This window comes from Tumebacillus lipolyticus (assembly GCF_042682745.1).
In the GTDB taxonomy this organism is placed as follows: domain Bacteria; phylum Bacillota; class Bacilli; order Tumebacillales; family Tumebacillaceae; genus Tumebacillus_A; species Tumebacillus_A lipolyticus.
In genome coordinates this window covers 349,954-367,113 of record NZ_JBHUIO010000011.1, presented here as the reverse complement: position 1 = coordinate 367,113, position 17,160 = coordinate 349,954, and the positions used below count along the sequence as shown (strand labels likewise).

General features: G+C 59.1%; 15 protein-coding genes. 11 read left to right on the top strand and 4 right to left on the bottom strand.

Annotated features, from left to right (window positions below; genetic code table 11):
* The first annotated feature begins 100 nt into the window (after positions 1-100).
* From ACFSOY_RS18040 to ACFSOY_RS18025, 4 genes are read left to right on the top strand one after another with little or no spacing between them, the layout of a single operon-like run.
* Positions 101-1,951: an IucA/IucC family protein gene (locus ACFSOY_RS18040; protein ID WP_386049039.1), complete on the top strand. Its 1,851-nt coding sequence runs from the start codon at positions 101-103 to the stop codon at positions 1,949-1,951.
* The gene (locus ACFSOY_RS18035; RefSeq protein ID WP_386049037.1) at positions 1,948-3,189 is read left to right on the top strand and encodes an MFS transporter; all 1,242 of its coding nucleotides are present in this window, start codon (positions 1,948-1,950) and stop codon (positions 3,187-3,189) included. The genes ACFSOY_RS18040 and ACFSOY_RS18035 overlap by 4 nt, the downstream gene beginning before the upstream one ends.
* 20 nt (positions 3,190-3,209) lie before the next feature.
* Positions 3,210-5,033, top strand: a complete 1,824-nt coding sequence (locus ACFSOY_RS18030; RefSeq protein WP_386049036.1) for an IucA/IucC family protein — start codon at positions 3,210-3,212, stop codon at positions 5,031-5,033.
* Positions 5,030-6,217: a type III PLP-dependent enzyme gene (locus ACFSOY_RS18025; protein WP_386049034.1), complete on the top strand. Its 1,188-nt coding sequence runs from the start codon at positions 5,030-5,032 to the stop codon at positions 6,215-6,217. Before ACFSOY_RS18030 ends, ACFSOY_RS18025 begins: the two co-directional genes overlap by 4 nt.
* 235 nt (positions 6,218-6,452) lie before the next feature.
* Here the strand turns inward: ACFSOY_RS18025 and ACFSOY_RS18020 are convergent, their stop codons facing one another.
* Complete coding sequence (locus ACFSOY_RS18020; protein WP_386049032.1) at positions 6,453-7,277, bottom strand: IucA/IucC family C-terminal-domain containing protein; 825 nt, start codon at positions 7,275-7,277, stop codon at positions 6,453-6,455.
* A 333-nt stretch (positions 7,278-7,610) separates the two neighbouring features.
* Here ACFSOY_RS18020 and ACFSOY_RS18015 point away from each other — a divergent pair, with 333 nt between their 5' ends.
* On the top strand, positions 7,611-8,843 hold the full coding sequence (locus ACFSOY_RS18015) for a GNAT family N-acetyltransferase (protein ID WP_386049030.1): 1,233 nt from the start codon (positions 7,611-7,613) through the stop codon (positions 8,841-8,843).
* Positions 8,844-8,983: 140 nt separating this feature from the next.
* Here the strand turns inward: ACFSOY_RS18015 and ACFSOY_RS18010 are convergent, their stop codons facing one another.
* Complete coding sequence (locus tag ACFSOY_RS18010; RefSeq protein WP_386049029.1) at positions 8,984-10,138, bottom strand: aminotransferase A; 1,155 nt, start codon at positions 10,136-10,138, stop codon at positions 8,984-8,986.
* A gap of 149 nt (positions 10,139-10,287) precedes the next feature.
* Here ACFSOY_RS18010 and ACFSOY_RS18005 point away from each other — a divergent pair, with 149 nt between their 5' ends.
* The 5 genes from ACFSOY_RS18005 (at position 10,288) to ACFSOY_RS17985 (ending at position 15,408) form a co-directional block, all read left to right on the top strand.
* The gene (locus ACFSOY_RS18005) at positions 10,288-10,803 is read left to right on the top strand and encodes a phosphatase PAP2 family protein (protein ID WP_386049027.1); all 516 of its coding nucleotides are present in this window, start codon (positions 10,288-10,290) and stop codon (positions 10,801-10,803) included.
* 19 nt (positions 10,804-10,822) lie between these two features.
* Entirely contained in the window at positions 10,823-11,974 is a 1,152-nt protein-coding gene (locus ACFSOY_RS18000; RefSeq protein WP_386049025.1) for an MGDG synthase family glycosyltransferase, read from the top strand.
* Between the two features lie 384 nt (positions 11,975-12,358).
* Positions 12,359-12,904, top strand: a complete 546-nt coding sequence (locus ACFSOY_RS17995) for a GNAT family N-acetyltransferase (protein WP_386049023.1) — start codon at positions 12,359-12,361, stop codon at positions 12,902-12,904.
* Positions 12,905-12,907: 3 nt separating this feature from the next.
* Positions 12,908-13,585 carry an SIR2 family NAD-dependent protein deacylase gene (locus ACFSOY_RS17990; protein WP_386049021.1) on the top strand — a complete coding sequence of 226 codons (678 nt, stop codon included), beginning with the start codon at positions 12,908-12,910 and terminating at the stop codon, positions 13,583-13,585.
* Positions 13,586-13,605: 20 nt separating this feature from the next.
* The gene (locus ACFSOY_RS17985) at positions 13,606-15,408 is read left to right on the top strand and encodes a M3 family oligoendopeptidase (RefSeq protein ID WP_386049019.1); all 1,803 of its coding nucleotides are present in this window, start codon (positions 13,606-13,608) and stop codon (positions 15,406-15,408) included.
* 155 nt (positions 15,409-15,563) lie between these two features.
* Here ACFSOY_RS17985 and ACFSOY_RS17980 read toward each other — a convergent pair whose 3' ends face one another.
* Positions 15,564-16,358 carry a GNAT family N-acetyltransferase gene (locus ACFSOY_RS17980; RefSeq protein ID WP_386049016.1) on the bottom strand — a complete coding sequence of 265 codons (795 nt, stop codon included), beginning with the start codon at positions 16,356-16,358 and terminating at the stop codon, positions 15,564-15,566.
* Between the two features lie 33 nt (positions 16,359-16,391).
* Between ACFSOY_RS17980 and ACFSOY_RS17975 the strand changes: the two genes are divergently transcribed.
* Positions 16,392-16,670 (top strand): hypothetical protein, encoded by a 279-nt coding sequence (locus tag ACFSOY_RS17975; protein ID WP_386049014.1) that lies wholly within the window; start codon positions 16,392-16,394, stop codon positions 16,668-16,670.
* Here ACFSOY_RS17975 and ACFSOY_RS17970 read toward each other — a convergent pair.
* Positions 16,651-17,121 carry a hypothetical protein gene (locus tag ACFSOY_RS17970; RefSeq protein WP_386049012.1) on the bottom strand — a complete coding sequence of 157 codons (471 nt, stop codon included), beginning with the start codon at positions 17,119-17,121 and terminating at the stop codon, positions 16,651-16,653. The genes ACFSOY_RS17975 and ACFSOY_RS17970 overlap by 20 nt on opposite strands.
* Positions 17,122-17,160: the final 39 nt, after the last annotated feature.

The window sequence follows — 17,160 nt, the reverse complement described above, 5'->3', positions numbered from 1 at the left end:
AATTATTCTCATTGACATCAAGCGAGTGACCAAGTATCATGCAACTGAGAATTATTCTCTTTGGGAACGGCTATCCCATCGCAGGAAAGGGGCAATCGGAATGAAAACAGGAGCAACCGAACCGAGTGCCAGACGAGAAACGACCGCCGTGCGCAGCTTGGCGGAGGAACGGGTGCTGTTCGATCTGGTCGGTGCACTGTTGGCTGAAAATGTATGTGGCATCGCGGAACGGGCGGTCGAAGTGCAGCGAGAGGGAGAACTTTTTTTGCGCGTCGACATGGAACCGATGCGATATCTGCTGATCCCAGTTCGCGCCGCGAGCATGACAGCCTATCGCTGCCGCTCTGCCGATCTGGTGGAAGTGCAGATCGGGGAGCATGGCGAAGCGGTGAGCGCTCGCCTCAACCCCTTGCAGCTGATGCGGCGGGTCAAAGAGTTGGCAGCAGCTCGCAACGAATCGTTGCCCGGGCTCGCTGTGTTCGAAGCGGATTTGCACACGGCGATCTTGCACACCGAACTGTCGATGCGGGCGATCTGCGAACAGGCGGAGGCGGGGGTTGACCCGTTTGAGTCGTTTGCGGCGGCGGAGCGGTACGCATCGTTTCGCGACCGCCCTTTTCATCCGACCGCTCGGGTCAAGGGCGGTTTTTCAGCGGACGACTACCGCAGCTACTGTGCCGAGTATGGGGCGGAGATCTGTCTGCGCTGGTTGGCGGTGCGGCGCAGCGTCCTGACGTTTGGCGCGGGGACAGCAGCGGGGGAGGCGGCCGATCTGGTGCTGGATCGAGCAGAGCGGGCGCGCTTACGCGAATCGTTTGTCCGCGCCGGCATCTCCGAAGCTGACTATCTCGCGCTGCCGGTGCATCCCTGGCAGCTTGAGCGGGTGATCCTGACACAATTTGTGCCGGAGATCGAAGCGCGAGATTTCATCCCGCTCGACTTTGTGGGCGGTGCGTTTCAAGCGACCTCCTCGGTGCGCTCGCTGGTGCCCAAAAGGGAGACGAACGATCATCTCAAACTGCCGATCGGGATCATCTCGCTCGGGGCGCGGCGCGTTCTGCCCGCCCTGTACATGCTGAACGGGGAGCGCGGTCAACGCCTGCTCGCTCAGGCGGTCGAGCGCGATCAGGTGCTGGCGAGCACTCTTGCGCTCTGTGACGAGGGAATCTGGTGGGCCTACCACCTGCCGGGAAGCGATCTGTTCGAGGACAGACCGCGCCATCTCTCCGCGCTGATCAGGCGCTATCCAGATCTGGAAGCGGGCGACCAGCTGCTTCCGATGTCAGCGCTTTGCGTCGACAGTTTGCCGCAGGAAGGACATCTGTTCGATCGCTGGCTCAAGCATCGAGGGGAAGCGGTGACCAAGCGTGCGATCTGCGACCTGTTTCAAGAGGTGTGCACCGCCTTTTTCAGCGCTGCGCTGCGCCTGTTGCGACTGGGCGTGCTGCCGGAGATGCACGGTCAAAATGTGGTGCTGCGCCTGCGCGCGGGACGGGTGGTCGGGCTTTTGCTGCGCGATCATGACACCGTCCGTCTGCACCTGCCGTGGATGCGGGCGTGCGGGCTCGACGATCCTGGCTATATCGTCAAACCCGATCGGCCGAATTCGCTGTACAACGACAGGCCAGACGGGCTGATCTACTACCTGCAGACGCTCTGCATCTCGGTCAACCTGTACGCCATCCTCGATGCGCTCAGCCGCGCGTACAGCATCGACGAGGCGGAGCTGTGGCAGGTGGTGCGCCAGACGTTGGCGGAGGGGCTGAACGAAGTGCCGTTTGCGGCAGAACAGCGGGCGATCCTCGACCGCGAGCTGTTTGAGCGGCAGGTGTGGCCGACGAAACTTTTGATCACGCCGCTCTTGCAGCAGAGCGGCCCGGCAGGTGCCAGCATGCCAGCGGGCAGCGGCACGACGATCAACCCGCTCTGTCGCGCGGAGCTCACCTCATGAACAGCTTGAGCTGGGCGCGAACGTTTCGCGTGCTGTGGAGCGCTCACTTTTTCTCCGTTGCCAGCTTGACGGTGCTCGCGCCGCTCTTGCCGTTCTACCTGCACGAGATCGGGGCGGGGGCGCCGCAAGAGGTGCTCTTGTGGAGCGGCTTGGCGCTGGCCGCCCCCGCCGTGTCCTATTCGCTGACCGCTCCGCTCTGGGGCAAGATCGGCGATCGGTTCGGGCGAAAGCTGATGGTCGTCCGCGCGCTGTTCGGCCTGGCGCTGACCTTGCTGCTGATGTCGATCGCCAGCAGCCCGTTCGAATTTTTCCTCTATCGGCTGGTGCAGGGGGCGTTTGGCGGTGTGGTCGATGCGGGCGCCGCGTTTGCCGGCTCGCAAGCGCCGGAAGATCAGCGCGGTCGCGTGTTCGGCAAGCTGGAGAGCGCCGCGTCGGCCGGATCGCTGCTCGGGCCGCTGGTCGGCGGGCTGATGGTGAGCTTCTTCGGGTTTCGCCCGCTTTTGCAAGGGCTGGCCGTGCTGGTCGCCCTGATGGCGACGATCGCCATCTTCTTGCTGCAGGAAAAGAGAGCGCAGGCGGAGAGTGAGACGAGCGATCAGCCGACCGGGGTGTTTCGCACCTTGCAGTCCTTTTTGCGATCGCGTCGCCTGATTCTCTTTTTGGTCGGCGGCATCTGCGCGAACGTGGCTGCCTACGGTCTGGTTCCCGTCTTTGCGCCACATGTGCAGACGCTGTCCGCATCCCCTGAGCAGGCGGTCGCCTGGGTCGGCCTGCTCCAAGCGGTGATGTGGGGGACGGCGCTGTTCGGCGCGCCCTGGTGGGGCAAGCGCAACGACCGGATCGCGTCGGAGCGCAATTTTTCGCGGGCGGCGTTGCTGTGCGGCATCGCGATCATGCTGCAGGCGCTGCCTGAGCGCGTCGAATGGCTGTTTGCCCTGCGGATGGTGCAAGGTTTCGCTTTTTCTGCGCTGCTGCAGACCGTCTTTTTGGAGATCTCCAAAAGCTCCACCGCCTGCAATCGCGGCGTGCGCATGGGCAGCGCCTCCTCGATCTTGGTCGCCGGACAGGTCTGTGGGGCGATGTTCGGCTCGACGCTCGGCGGTTTCATCAGCGGGCCGGCTGTGTTTGTCGCGCTCGGATCTGTGTTGGTGTTCGGCGCGGTGGCAGTTCGGATGGCAGGTATTCCATCCCGACCTGCGCAGGTGCGAGTCGGCGGTGGGGCAACGTTTAAACGATGAGAATGGATGGGGTGACGTTGATGGAGGCTATCATGTTTGAGGAAGCGCTGGAGAGCGTGCAGTGGACAGAGGTGCGCCGGCGAATTTTTCGCCAGCTGATCGAATCGCTGATCTATGAGGGAATCGTCGAGCCGAGCACAGTCGATCATGCGGATGGGAGTCAGACCTACCGCTTTCAGGGCTTTGCTGCGGACGGTGGCGAAGTGGTCTACAGCTGTCGTGGACGGCGCGCGCTTTCCTTTGGGCGCATCCGCCTGACCGAGGAGCCGGTGCTGCGCCAAGCGCAGCAGGAAGGGCGGGAGGCGAACTCGCTCGCCGAATTCCTGCTGGTGATCGCGCCGCTGCTCGGAGCGGACGAGGAGAAGCTGTCCGCCTTTATCGATGAGATCAATCAGACTTGGTTAAAAGATGCAGTCGCGCAAGCTTCTCGGTACCATCGCGAGTCGAACGGTGTGACAGAGGCGACCCCTTATGACGAGCTGGAAGCGGACGTGATGGAAGGGCATCCCTATCATCCCTGCTACAAATCGCGCATCGGGTTCGATCTGCAAGATCATCTTGCGCACGGCCCCGAGTTCAAGCCCCGACTGAAGCTGATCTGGGTGGCGATCTTGCGGGAGGAGGCGAAGCTGTCGCACCTCGCTTCGCTTGAGGAGCCTGCTTTTTTCCGAAACGAGCTCGGCGACCAGTACGATCGCTTTCAGGATGTCCTGCGGGAAAAGGGGCTTAACCCGCGCGACTATCTGCTGGTGCCTATGCACCCGTGGCAGTGGCGAGAGGTGGTCGCCTGCGGGTTCCTCGACCAGTTTCGCAAGCGGAGCATCGTGCTGCTGGGAGAAGGGCAGGACGAATATCGGCCGCAGATGTCGATCCGCACCCTCGCGAACGCGTCGAATCCTCAGCGCGCCTATGTGAAATGCCCGCTGTCGATGACCAACACCTCGACGGGGCGCATCCTCGCACAGCACACGATCCTCAACGCGGCCACCCTGTCCGACTGGTTGGGGGAACTGCACAGCAAAGATGCGTATCTCCACGAGCGGTTGCGCGTGATCCTGCTCAAAGAGGTGCTGGGGGTGTCCTATCATCATCAGGGGCTGCACCCGCTGATGGAGGCGAAAGTGTACGGCGTGCTCGGCGCGATCTGGCGGGAGAGCTTGCACGGATATTTGGAAGCGGGCGAGGGGGCGGTGCCGTTCAATGCGCTGTGCCACCTGCTGACAGACGGCCGTCCGCTGATCGACCCGTGGGTGCAGCGCCACGGGTTGGAAGCATGGCTTGAGCAGCTGTTGACCGTATCGATCACACCGCTGATCCACCTGCTGTACGCGCACGGTGTGGCGATGGAATCGCATGCGCAAAACATGATCTTGCTGCACGAGCAGGGCCTGCCGACACGGGTGGCGCTCAAAGATTTCCATGATGGCCTGCGCTATTCGCGCGCCCATCAGGCCGACCCGAGCGCTCGACCGCAGATTCAGTATCCGCCGGCCAACCATCCGCGGCTCAACCGCAACTCGTTTATCGAAAAAGAGGACCCGGCGGAGATCAAAGACTTTTTTCACGACGCGTTCTTTTTCATCAACCTGGGCGAGCTGGCCCTGTTTCTCGAAGCGCAGTACGGCCTGACCGAAGCGCGTTTCTGGCAGCTGGCAGCCGATGTGATCCACGCCTATCAACAGCAGTTTCCAGCGCTTCAGGATCGCTTCGATACGTTCGATCTGTTCTCCGCGACGATCGAGGTGGAGCAGTTGACCAAGCGACGCTTGTTCGCAGAAGGTGGTGTGCGCGTGCACGCCGTTCCCAATCCGCTCTGGAACTATCGGAAAGGAGGAGGACGATGAGGCGCGTGCTCGAACAGATCGCCGAGCTCAAACGGACGCAAGGCAACAGGCCGCTCAAAGCGTACCTGTACGACCTGCGCGATCTCGCGCAGCATGTGCGGCGCTTTGTGCAGGCGCTGCCACCGCAGTGCCGGTATTTCTATGCGATCAAGGCGAACTCGCAGCAGGAGATGCTCGAAGCGCTCGCGCCGCTCGTCCACGGCTTTGAGGTGGCGTCGATCGGAGAGGTGCAGAAAGTGCGCGCCGTAAGCCAAGACGCGCCGATCATCTTCGGCGGGCCAGGCAAGGCGGATGAAGAGCTGGAAGGGGCGATCGATCAGCGCGTCACCCTGCTGCATGTGGAAAGCATGCACGAGTTGGCGCGGCTCGAAGAGATCGCCGCGCGCAAGGGTGTGGCGGTCGACATCCTGCTGCGCGTCAACCTGCGCGGGCCGCTGCCGAGCGCGACGCTGCAGATGGCGGGCGTTCCGACGCAGTTCGGCATCGACGAAGCGGTGATCGAGCAGGCGGTTCGGGCGGCGATGCGCTGTGCGCACATCCGGCTGAAAGGGTTTCATTTTCATTCGCTCTCCAACAATCTCGATGTGGAGCAACATCTGAAGATGGTGGCGTTTTACGCAAAAAAGGCCCGCGGCTGGGCGGACGAGTTTGGATTTCGGCTGGAGTACATCAACGCTGGCGGCGGGATAGGGGTCAACTATGCGGACATCGCGGCGCAGTTCGATCTCGATCCGTTTGCCGAGCGGTTGGCAGACAGTTTGGCTGCTGCCGGCGATGATGTTACGGTGCTCTTCGAATGCGGCCGCTATGCGGTCGCCTCCTGCGGGTACTATGTGACCGAAGTGTTAGACGTGCGGCAAAATCATGGCGGTTGGTATGCGATCGTCGAAGGGGGATTGCACCATTTTCTGCTCCCCGGCGCTTGGAAACACGCGCATCCGATGACGGTCGTTCCGATCGAAGAGTGGCCGTATCCGTTCGCGCGGCCGGAGGTGCAAGGCGAGCTGGTGACGATCGCCGGCAAGATGAACATGCCGAAAGACATTTTGGCACACAGCGCGCCGATCGGGCGGCTGCGCGCAGGCGACCTGATCCTGTTCCCCTATGCGGGCGCATACGGCTGGGCGATCTCCGCTCATGATTTTAGCGACCTTGAGCATCCGCAGTTTGTCTATTTTCAATGATTGGCAAGCGATGGTGATCGCCGCCGTCTGGAATCGCAAAAGGTGCGGCACTTCGGGTCAGCGATCAGCGCTTGACCACAAAAAACAGCCCCCAAGAACTGTGCAGCACAAAGTTCTTGGGGGCTGTTTGTCGTTCGATCGAGCGGCTGCCGACCGGATCGCCTGCTTGAGCGATCCGATTCGATCTGGCAAGGCGGAGAAAAGTTCGGCGCCCGCCGCATGGAGGTCTGTCCGATTACGCTTTGTAGGCGGAAAGCAGTTCGGCGCGCTCCGCATTGCACACCAACGGGCAGGTGGTGCAAGAGCGGTTGCCAGGAAACTGATTCCACAGACAGCAGGAATTGCGAACGCGCACCTTGCGAGCTGGGCTGATCTCCTCTAGCCACACCTCTTGGAACGTATCGCCGAGCTTCGGTGCGGTAAACCCGACCGAGTTAAACACATATTCGCGGTCGACGATCGCAGCTTGCTGGTAGGTCGGATGTTCGCACAGCTCTCCATACAGGTAGCCGACAAAATTGCCGACGTTACCCCACATCACTTTCGGGGAGAGGTTGAACTCCGCAGCGATTCGATAGATCAAAGGTCCGAGCGTTTGGTCAAAGACAGCTTTCAGCACGCGCTGAACGGTCGCAACATCTTCCCGCACCAAGCCTGGCTCAAGGTTCTGCCAGTCTTGCGGCAGGCGGTTGACCAGCAAGAGCGATTCTCGATCGCAAAGGATCACGCTGACAGGCAAGTTGTCGACCAGCACGATCTCCGTCGAGTCCGCATCAGCGAGCAGACCGAGCCCGACGGTGGACAGCGGCGTCAAGACCGAGGCGAGCAACAGGCTGGCCAACCGCTTTTGAAACAGCGAGGCGGCAGCGACCAGATTGCCAGAATTCATCTGCTTGGCGACGTTCTCCATCGTCGCCCGCAACAGTGCGCTATCCTGCAAGAGCTGGCCGATCGCGATGCCTTCCGGGCGGTCTTGCTCCTGCGCAAATTGGAACGGCAGACGCATCCCTTCTGTGCGCAAACGGGTGAGCAGTTCGATTTTTGTTTCGACAGTTTTCATGCTCTATTCGATCTCCCTTCTCAGGAAAGAGGGTCATTTGACTCAAGTACCTCCAGAATAATTGATAATGATTCTCGTTGTCAAGGTCAGATGGCGAAATCTGGCGTGATGCATGACGCTCGCGAATCGCCGATCGGGAGAACATCGGCTGCTGAAAAAGCTTTGCAGAGCGAGCGGGCCCTGCGCGATCTCCGCTCGATCGACTGATCGCAACGCGCGCCGACCTGCAAGACTCAGGTGAGTGTGAGGAGCCTCTGCACTCTGGATAGAATTGTCTGCACTACGAATGGTTTATCGTATATAATAGAATTAAAAAATAAAGGAGTCATACCCATGCTTGAGATCAAGAAGCTGCAGGAAGAAGATATCGAGTCCTTTACGAAATTGTTTTCCAATGCATATCCGGGGTTTCCCGGCACACCGGAGCAGAAAAAGGCGAACATGACTCGCTTTTTCGGCTTTCCAGAGCGTGAGTTCTATGGCGCTTTTAAAGGGGATACGCTGGTGGGCGGCGTCTGCCTGCTCGATTTTGAGATGAACTTGCGCGGCGATGGGATGATCCCGGTGGGGGGCATTGCGCTGGTCGCGGTCGATCTCTTGCGGAAAAAAGAAAAGATCGCCAAAGAGATCTTGATCTATTCGCTCGATCATTTTCGTCAGAAGGGGATCAGCTATGTCACGCTGTACCCGTTCCGCATGTCCTTTTATAAACAGATGGGATTCGGCTACGGCGCCGAATATCGTCGCTTCAACTTGGAGACGTCTGGCATCAACAACTTTGGCAGCAAAGACAATCTGGAGATGCTGACCGAGGCGAACCTCGAAGAGGTGCTCGCCTGCTACAACCGCTATAGCAAGACGCGAAACGGGCTGACCCCGCTGGCGAAACATCACCTGGAACCCTTTTTCAGACAGGACGCTGTCCGCGTGGTCGGGTATCGTCAAGCGGGTGAGTTGAAAGGCTATATGGTGATGCGCTTTCAGCGAGAGCAGCCGCTGGTCAACCAGCTGGTCATCTCCCATCTGGTCTACGAGACGAACGAAGCGATTCAGGAGTTTTGCACCTTCTTGCATACGCAGGAGGATCAGTTCCACCGCGTCAGCTTCTCCACGCAGGATGAGAACATCCTCTTCTTGCTGAACAACCCGTCGACCAAGACGTATGACGCGTTTGAGGGACTGTACTTGGAGACGAGCGTCACCGGATGCGGGCTGATGGTTCGCGCGGTGGATGTCGCGGGGCTGTTCGGCGACCTGAAACACCACAATTTTAACGGCGAAAGCGTCAAGCTGAGCGTCACGCTCGAAGACAGCTTCCTGTCGGAAAACAACAGATCGACCCTGATCCAATTTGTCGAAGGCCGTCCGGAGGTGATCGAGGGCGGCGCGGCCGATGTGGAGCTGACGATCCGCGTCGACAATTTCTCCTCGTTGATCGCCGGTGCGACCAGCTTCCGCAGTTTGCACATGACCGGACTGGCCAAGCTGTCTGATGACAGCTATGCGGCTCAGTTGCAACGTCTGTTCCGCACCGAAGAAAAGCCGATGTGCATGTTCGGGTTTTAACGACAAGCGCGAACAGATCTGCCCCCTTTGCCAAAAGGGGGCTTTTTGCTGTGGCAGAGCCGCTTTGGTGATGGGGAAGCGGAAGGTCAGCCGGATCGATCAAAAAAGCGAAGCGCTACGTAGCCGCTTCGCTTTTTTGATCAGAGCGTCTGTACAAACGCTTCCAGCCGATCCATGGCCGCTCGCAACTGCTCCATCGAAGAAGCGTAGGAGATGCGAATAAACCCTTCTCCGAGCGGGGAGAAGGCGACGCCCGGCACTACGGCGACGCGCGCCTCCTCCAGCAGTCGGGTGGCAAAATCGAACGAGTTCATACCGAACTTCTCGATCGATGGGAAGATGTAAAACGCCCCGTCCGGCTGGATCACCTCAAACCCCATGCCGAGCAGCCGTTCCATCAGATAGTCGCGGCGCTGCTTGTAGGCGGCTCGCATCGCTTCCGCATCGTCGATGCCTGCTGTCAGCGCTTCGATCGCCGCATATTGCGAGATCGAAGAGGCGCAGGCGGCGTTGTATTGATGCACTTTTACCATCTGCTCGGTGATGTAGGCGGGCGCAAACGTGAAGCCGACGCGCCAGCCGGTCATCGAGTGCGATTTGGACAGGCCGTTGATGACGACCGTCCGGTCGCGCATCGACCGGATCGAAGCGATCGAAGCGTGCGTCCCCGCATAGAGCAGCTCGCTGTAGATTTCGTCGGAGATCACAAAAACTTCGCGCTCCTCCAACACATCTGCGATCTCGCGCAAGCTCTGTTCGCTCTGGACGACCCCCGTCGGGTTGGACGGCGTCGGCAGAATCAGACAGCGGGTCTTATCGGTCAGCGCCTGGCGCACCATCTCGCCGGAGACGCGAAAGCCTGTCTTGGTGGTGTCCAGGTAGACCGGCTCCGCTCCGCACAGGCGGATCAGCGGCTCATAGCCCGGGTAGATCGGGCCGGGCAACAGCACTTCTGCGCCTTCTTCCAACAGGGTGCGCAGGGCGATGTCGAGCGCTTCGGAGGCGCCGTTGGTGACGATCACCTCGCTGTCCGCCCGATAGTCCAGACCGTATTTTTGTGAAAGAAACGCACAGGCAGCTTGGCGCAGCTCGATCAGCCCTGCGTTTGGCGTATAGGAGGTGCGGTCATTGCTGATGGCCGTTTGCCCCGCTTGCTTGATGTGCTCCGGCGTCGCAAAGTCGGGTTGGCCGAGCGTCAGCGAGATCGCGTCAGGATACTGAGCGGCGATCATCGCAAACTTGCGAATTCCCGACATTTGAATCGATTGCACCCGCCGGTTGAGCAGATGTTCCATCAGAAATCATCCCTTTTCCATTTTGTTTCACCTATCTTACCGCATGTGGAAAAAAGAAAAAAGCTTTACGCCAGCCCACGTCATTCCTTCATCAAGGGATAACAATTGCCCTGTACTTTAAAGGTAGAAGAGTTGAAAGGAGACTTGGCATGAAGAGAATGACGCTCTGGATGCGCAGTGGGGATATCGTGACGTTCTTCTGGGTCAATCGCGCTTGGAAAAACGGTGTGACCGATCGGGTGATGCCGGCGATCACCCATCTTGGCGGGGTGATCTGGTGTGTGGTGCTGTCGCTTGCGCTGTTGGTGAGCACCGATCCGTTTTGGCAGGACACAGGCATTCATCTTTCCATCTCTCTGCTTGTCAGTCATCTGATCGTGGCGCTATGTAAAAAAGTGATGCCGCGCCCGCGGCCTTATCAGGTGTTAGAACATGTGTCGACAGGTCGCCACCTCCTGCAGGACGCCTCGTTTCCTTCCGGACATTCGACAGCCGCTTTCTGCACGGCGACCGTGCTGTCGATCGCGCTGCCCGGCTTGCTGTTGCCGTTCTTTGGGCTGGCAGCTCTGGTGGCGCTGTCCAGAGTGTATCTCGGCCTGCACTATCCGTCCGACATTTTGACCGGAGCAGCGCTTGGGACGATCGTCGCCTGGCTGCTCGGGTAGTCAGAAAAGGAGGAGCTTCATGGGACAGATCCTGCTGTTGTCCGAATCGATCGGCGCGGGGCACGAGCGAGCGGCGCAGGCGGTGGAAGAGGCGCTGCGCACGCTCGATCCACAGCGTGGCGTGACGAGGGTCAACCTGCTCGATACGTTTCGACCGCGAACGGCCAAAGCGCTGCGCACCCTCTATCTGCAAACGCTCGCTCGCGGGCCCAAGCTGTGGGGGAAATGGTACGAGTGGCAGCGGGAAAAGGAGTGGAATCGGGTGGGCAGGCTGATCGTGCGCGAGGCGCTGTGCAAGGAGGTCGGCCCGTGGATTCGCCGCTTGGCTCCTGACGCGATCATCTGCACGCATCCTCTTCCCGCCTGCCTGATCGCTGAGCTGAAGCGCCAGGGGATGCAAGTGCCGCTGATCACCGTGTTGACCGATTACGATCCGCACGGCTATTGGCTTCATCCTGCTGTCGATCTCTACTGTGTGCCGCTGCCGGAGATTCAGGAGCGAATGAACGCGCGGCTGTTGGGTCGCTCTCAGGTGCGGGCGACCGGAATCCCCGTCTCCCAGCGCTTTTTGGAAGCGCTGACGGCTGTGGAGCGAGGGAGCGAGCGGAACAGACAGGTGCTGTTGATGGGCGGAGGGCTGGGGCTTGGCGTCCTCCGCATGGTGGAGGAGCTGGTGGACGGAGGGTTGACAGACGATCTGACGGTGGTCTGCGGCTTCAACCAGACGCTGCGCCGTGAGCTGAAGGGGCGGTTTGGCGGATTGCCCAACGTGAAGATTCGCGGATATTCGCAACAGGTGCAGTCGCTGATGGCCAGAAGCGACCTGCTGGTGACCAAGCCGGGCGGGATGACCGTGGCGGAGGCGCTGGTGATGCGCCTGCCGATGGTGCTCTGCTCGGCGATTCCCGGCCAAGAGCATCGCAATGGGGAGCTGATGTCAGCATATGGGGTGGCGCGCAGGGCGAGCTCAGCTGAAGAGGGCGCCGATCTGGTGCGCCATCTGCTGACTGCGGAGAGCGATCGAGCGCAGATGATCGAGCGGATTGAGGAGATTCGCCAGCCTTACGCCGCCTTTGAGGTGGCAGAAGCGGCACTGCAGCTGGCCAGACGGACGGAGCGTTCGACAGGGCTGCTGCAGACGAACGAAACGGGCAGTTGGCGCTACGCTTGAAAAGTCCACCCGAGCGGATATGCAAAGCGGATATGCAAAGCGGATATGCAAAGCGGAAGCAGACATGCAAAGCGGACATGCAAAAAGGGATTGCTCAGATCGAGCAATCCTTTTTTGGCGTCGCGCCGACCGATTCATCTCAGAGAAACTAGCAATAAGGAACGAGCAGGATGAACAGCACAAAGATGATCAGGAAGACGACCGCCCAACGGGTGTAAGCACCGAAGGTACCGTACATTGCAACGTCACCCCCTCCATGCATTTTGTAGTACAGTAAATGCGAATATGGACAGGTCGGCAACCGATACGCACCTATTGATGATCAGAACGGGCAGTTTTGTGGTACAATATTTGAAAAATTTAGGGGAAGACGAGGACAGGAAGATGTTAAAACACGTTTTGTTCGAAGGTGCGGAGTTGCGAATGCTGGAGGTGCGACATGCGGAGGCGATCTACGAGCTGGTCGACCGCAACCGCGAGCATCTTCGCGAATGGCTGATGTTTGTCGATCTGTACAAGTCTGCAGATGATGCGCTGGCGTTTATCCAGATCGCGCGCGATCAGTTTGCGAGCAATCAGGGCACCCACTATGGAATCTTCTATCGCGGGGAGTTCGCAGGCGCGATCGGCTATCACAAGATCGATTGGAACAACCGCATGACATCGATCGGCTACTGGCTGGGCAAAGAGTTTACCGGGCTCGGCCTGATGAGCGCCGCGACGCGAGCGCTGGTCGATCAGGCGATTTACGAATACGGCTTGAACCGCGTCGAGATTCGCGTGGCGACGAGCAATCTGAAGAGCCAAGCGATCCCGGAGCGGCTCGGATTTACGAAGGAAGGTGTGGTTCGCCAGAGCGAGTGGATGCACGATCGCTTTCTCGACCACCAGATGTACTCGATGCTGGCGTCCGAGTGGAAGGATCGATAAACGATGAGCGATCTCTTGACGTTAGCTCGCTGGATCAAGGAGTCGCGCTACACAGTAGCGCTGACCGGCGCTGGGATGTCGACGGAGAGCGGCCTGCCAGATTTCCGCTCGCCGAGCGGCTGGTGGCACAACATCGACCCGCGCACCGTCGCGAGTGTCGAGGCGTTGGAGGCAGATTATCCGCTGTTCCATCAGTTCTACTCGGCGCGCATTCGCGCCCTTGCCGACAGCAAGCCGCACCGCGGGCTGCTGCAGGGGGTGGCGACACAGAATGTGGACGGTTTCCATCAGCAGGCGAACCAACAAAGGGTGCATGAGCTGCACGGCTCGATTCGCAAGGTGCGCTGTCACAGCTGTGAACGGCAGGCGGATGTCGAGTCATTTCTGACAGGTCAGGCTTGTCCGGCCTGTGCGGGGCGACTGCGGCCTGGCGTTGTGCTCTTTGGCGAAACGCTGCCGGAGGGCGCATGGAGCCAAGCGCTGACCGACTTGCGAAGCGCGGAGTTGACCGTGGTGGTCGGCACGAGCTTGCAGGTGTATCCGGTCGCGCAGCTCCCCTCGATGACCCCAGGGCGAGTGGTGATGCTCAACCTTGAGCGGACCGAACAGGATGAGCGGTTCGACTTGGTTCTCTCCGGCAAAGCGGGCGAACTGCTCCAGCAGCTCAACTCGTTACTCTAACCAGAGAAAGAGGGATGAAGATGATGAAACTGCAACAAGAATTGCCGAAATCGTGGAACTTGGAAAACATCTTTGCAGGTGGGAGTCGATCGGAGGAGCTGGCCGTTTTTCTAGATCGCTTGGAAGCTGACATCAGCTCGTTTCAATCGGAGCTAGGAGCGGTCGAAGTGCCGCAGTCGGAGGCAGACCTCCACCGCTGGGAAAAGATCGTCGAGCAGGTGAACGATCTTTCGGGGCGGCTGGAGGAGGTCTCAGAGTACAGCATCTGCATCTCTTCGGTGAACACGAAAGATGAGGGGGCGGCGAGCATCGAGGATCGCGTGGCGCAGCTCGGCGCACAGCTGGAATCGGCGCTGATCCGCTTCGATGCGCAGATCGCCAGCTTCTCCGATGAGCTGTGGCAGAAGCTGGTCGCGCTCAAGTCGGTCGCTGAGGTTCAATTTGGGCTGGAGGAGCGTCGCAACCGCGTGCAGGAGATGCTGTCCGAATCGGAGGAAACGCTGATCGCCTCGCTGGGTGTCGACGGTTTGAAGGCGTGGGAGCGATTTTTCGAAAAGGTGATCGCTCGCGTGCGAATCCCCTTTGAAAAGGATGGCAAGCTCGAAGAGCACTCGCTGTCGACGATCGGCCAGTTTTTCATCTCGGCAGATGCGGACGTGCGCCGGCGGGCGTTTCAGCAGTCGACAGAGGTGATGGCAGGCGAGGCGGAACTGTGCGCCCAGGCGTTGAACGCGCTCGGCGGGTATCGCCTGCAGACCTATAAGGCGCGCGGGTGGGACTCGTTCCTGCACGAGTCGCTTTTGCAAAATCGTCTATCTGAAGCGACGCTGACCACGATGTGGGGGGCGGTGGAAAAGATCTTCGGGCGGCTCGCTGCCTATCTGGAGCGCAGAGGAAAGGTGATCGGCGTGGAATCCTTGCATTTCGTCGATCTGTACGCCCCGATCGGCAAAGGGGCGCGCACCATGTCGTGGGAAGAGGGAGCGGAGATCATCGTCGAGCAGTTCGCCACCGTCTCGCCGAAGATGGCAGAGCTCGCCCGCCGCGCTTTCGAAGAGGGCTGGATCGACTGGCAGCAGTCTGCAGTCAAAGCTCCGGTCGGTTTTTGCGCCTCCTTCCCGGTGACGAAGGAATCTCGCATTCTCGGGACGTTCCACGGTCGGCTGTCCGATGTGGCCTGTCTGATTGCTCACGAGCTCGGTCATGCCTTCCATTTCTCTGCGATCAAAGACCTGCCCCGGCTGGCCCAGCTCTATTCGAAGTCGACGGCGGAGACAGCTTCAACATTTGCGGAGCGCTTGGTGATGGATGCGCTGCTCCAAAAGGTGGACGACCGTGAAGAGCGGATCGCCCTGCTCGGCAGCAAGCTGGACAATGCGGTGCTGTACTGCATGTTCACCTACATGGGCTTTCTGTTCGAAAAGAGCTTCTACGAGGAGCGGGCACAGGGCTTGGTCAGCGTGGAGCGCTTGAACGAGCTGATGCTGCAAGCGCAACAGCGTGCGTTTGCCAACTCGTTCACCGGCTATGTGCCGATCCAGTGGTCGTTCCACGGGCACTATTATGACACGGTCAACTCGTTCTACAATTATCCCTACGCGTTCGGCGCGCTGTTCTCCGCAGGCATCTATGCGATGGCTCTGCGCGAGGGAGCGGCGTTCGAAGCGAAGTATATCGCGCTGTTGCGCGACACAGGTCGGATGAAGGTGGAAGATCTGGCGGCCAAACATCTCGGGGTCGATCTGACCCAAGAGGCGTTTTGGCTGGATGCGCTCCAGATCATGACGGGCGATCTGGAAGAGTTCCTGCAGTTGACCGAGTGAGCTTTTTGCACAGGTGCTCGCGGGGGTAGCGCATAAACGGAAATCGATAATGAGCGGTCGGCGCAAGCTTGCAGATGTTTGCGCTTGACCGACAGAACAGCCACCTCGGCGCGAGGTGGCTGTTCGTTTGTCGAAGGGGTGGGGGATCCGATCGTTCAGAAGGAAAATTGGATAAAGCTATACCGCCCTACCGTTTGAAATCCTAACGATTGATAGATTCGCAAGGCGGGGCTGTTTTCGGAAAAGACGAACAGATAGAGTTCGGATGTTTTTTCCAGACCGTAGCGGCAGATGTCGGAGGTGATGCGCTTGCCAAATCCCTTGCCCTGATGATCGGGGAGTGTTCCGATATTTCCAATCTCCGCATAAGCGTCTTCGAAGATGTGAAATCCGGCGATCGAGACCAGCCGATCTTGCCAAAACAGCCCGAGATGGGGGAACTCGGTCAGCTCCTCTTTGCGAAAGGAGATCATGTCGACACGGTTGACGAACTCATCGACAGCCGCCCAATCGTGCTCTTTCAGCAAGCGGGAACCTTGAGCTGGCAGGAGCTTGCTGGGATCGGTCAGCTTCATCAGCAGCATCGTTCGCACCGATTGCACTCCGTCCAGCTCGATCTGTGCCGCCTTTTCCTCGGGGAGCGTCAGATAGCCGACCGATTCGCTGCTCTCCTGCAGTCGCAAGTTGGAGCAAACGCTCTGCAGAAGCTCGCTCGCTTGGTATTTCCGCTCCAGATCTTGCCTGCTTGGCTCCAAGTGGATCGAAAAGGCGTGAAAGGGAAGCCCGCTCAGATAACAGGCGAACGCTTGTCGTTCCTCTCCTCGGTAGTCTCCGAGGCAAAAGCTGCGCGCTTCCCGCAGCTGAAGGCTGTTGTAGAGGATAAAATCTTGTTCGAGATCGAGCGCAGACTTTGCTTGCACGAGCTCTTGGGCAGATAGTTTGCGATACATGAGCGCCCTTCCTTTCACAGGTGTTGCCTCCGCATGATCACGGTTGGCGATGTGCTGATCTCAATTTTGACGATGGAGATCGCTCATTCTGCACAGCTTGCTCACACCATAGCACAACGGGGAAGCGGCAACAACAGAGGGGCGAACGCTGAGAAAAAGAGAACCCCGCTTCAGCAGAGAAGCGGGGTCGAGGAAACGGAGCTGATGATCGGAAAAAAGGGACGATTGCTGGAGAATTGCTCTGCTGTTTGGAACTCCGCTCCGTGGATGCGCAACTGGGTGATGCGCTCGTTTAGACCGTCTGGAACTTGAAGATGTAGACACGCCTTCTGTCCGGCCAAAGGTTGTCATTGCCGCCATCTTCCCAGTTGATAAACCCTTGTTGAATCAGCCGACCTTCTGGGTCATAGGCGTCAACATTGATTTTGACGTGCCAATTGAAGCGCCCACCGTTTTCAACCACGAGGACGATCGCGTTATTTCCTCTGAAGCCGATCGTACACTCTTGAGTTTTCCGCTGGTTGAGACCGACGCGCATCGACATGCCTTCAAAGCGAACGATCGCATCGTCGTCCACTTCGCTGACGTTGAAGCGCAGTTTTCCGCGCACGGGAAGCGAGCGCAAGTTTTGTGTATAGACAGCAACTTGTTCGCGATCTGTCAAAACGTTGGTGATCCAACGGGAGAGCTCGGAGAGCGCGGCCAACTCTTCGCGCGCCAACTTCATCGCTTCTGTTAGCGTCGTTTCATACGGTGCAGACATGAGAAACCTCCTAGATTATTGTGGTTGAATTTTCAGACT

Coding starts and splice junctions, on each gene's coding strand:
- ACFSOY_RS17995 (WP_386049023.1), top strand. CDS start 12,359: ATGTTAAAACACGTTTTGTTCGAAGGTGCGGAGTTGCGAATGCTGGAG.
- ACFSOY_RS17985 (WP_386049019.1), top strand. CDS start 13,606: ATGATGAAACTGCAACAAGAATTGCCGAAATCGTGGAACTTGGAAAAC.
- ACFSOY_RS18005 (WP_386049027.1), top strand. CDS start 10,288: ATGAAGAGAATGACGCTCTGGATGCGCAGTGGGGATATCGTGACGTTC.
- ACFSOY_RS18030 (WP_386049036.1), top strand. CDS start 3,210: ATGGAGGCTATCATGTTTGAGGAAGCGCTGGAGAGCGTGCAGTGGACA.
- ACFSOY_RS18000 (WP_386049025.1), top strand. CDS start 10,823: ATGGGACAGATCCTGCTGTTGTCCGAATCGATCGGCGCGGGGCACGAG.
- ACFSOY_RS18025 (WP_386049034.1), top strand. CDS start 5,030: ATGAGGCGCGTGCTCGAACAGATCGCCGAGCTCAAACGGACGCAAGGC.
- ACFSOY_RS18040 (WP_386049039.1), top strand. CDS start 101: ATGAAAACAGGAGCAACCGAACCGAGTGCCAGACGAGAAACGACCGCC.
- ACFSOY_RS18035 (WP_386049037.1), top strand. CDS start 1,948: ATGAACAGCTTGAGCTGGGCGCGAACGTTTCGCGTGCTGTGGAGCGCT.
- ACFSOY_RS18020 (WP_386049032.1), bottom strand. CDS start 7,277: ATGAAAACTGTCGAAACAAAAATCGAACTGCTCACCCGTTTGCGCACA.
- ACFSOY_RS17975 (WP_386049014.1), top strand. CDS start 16,392: ATGATCACGGTTGGCGATGTGCTGATCTCAATTTTGACGATGGAGATC.
- ACFSOY_RS18015 (WP_386049030.1), top strand. CDS start 7,611: ATGCTTGAGATCAAGAAGCTGCAGGAAGAAGATATCGAGTCCTTTACG.
- ACFSOY_RS17980 (WP_386049016.1), bottom strand. CDS start 16,358: ATGTATCGCAAACTATCTGCCCAAGAGCTCGTGCAAGCAAAGTCTGCG.
- ACFSOY_RS17990 (WP_386049021.1), top strand. CDS start 12,908: ATGAGCGATCTCTTGACGTTAGCTCGCTGGATCAAGGAGTCGCGCTAC.
- ACFSOY_RS18010 (WP_386049029.1), bottom strand. CDS start 10,138: ATGGAACATCTGCTCAACCGGCGGGTGCAATCGATTCAAATGTCGGGA.
- ACFSOY_RS17970 (WP_386049012.1), bottom strand. CDS start 17,121: ATGTCTGCACCGTATGAAACGACGCTAACAGAAGCGATGAAGTTGGCG.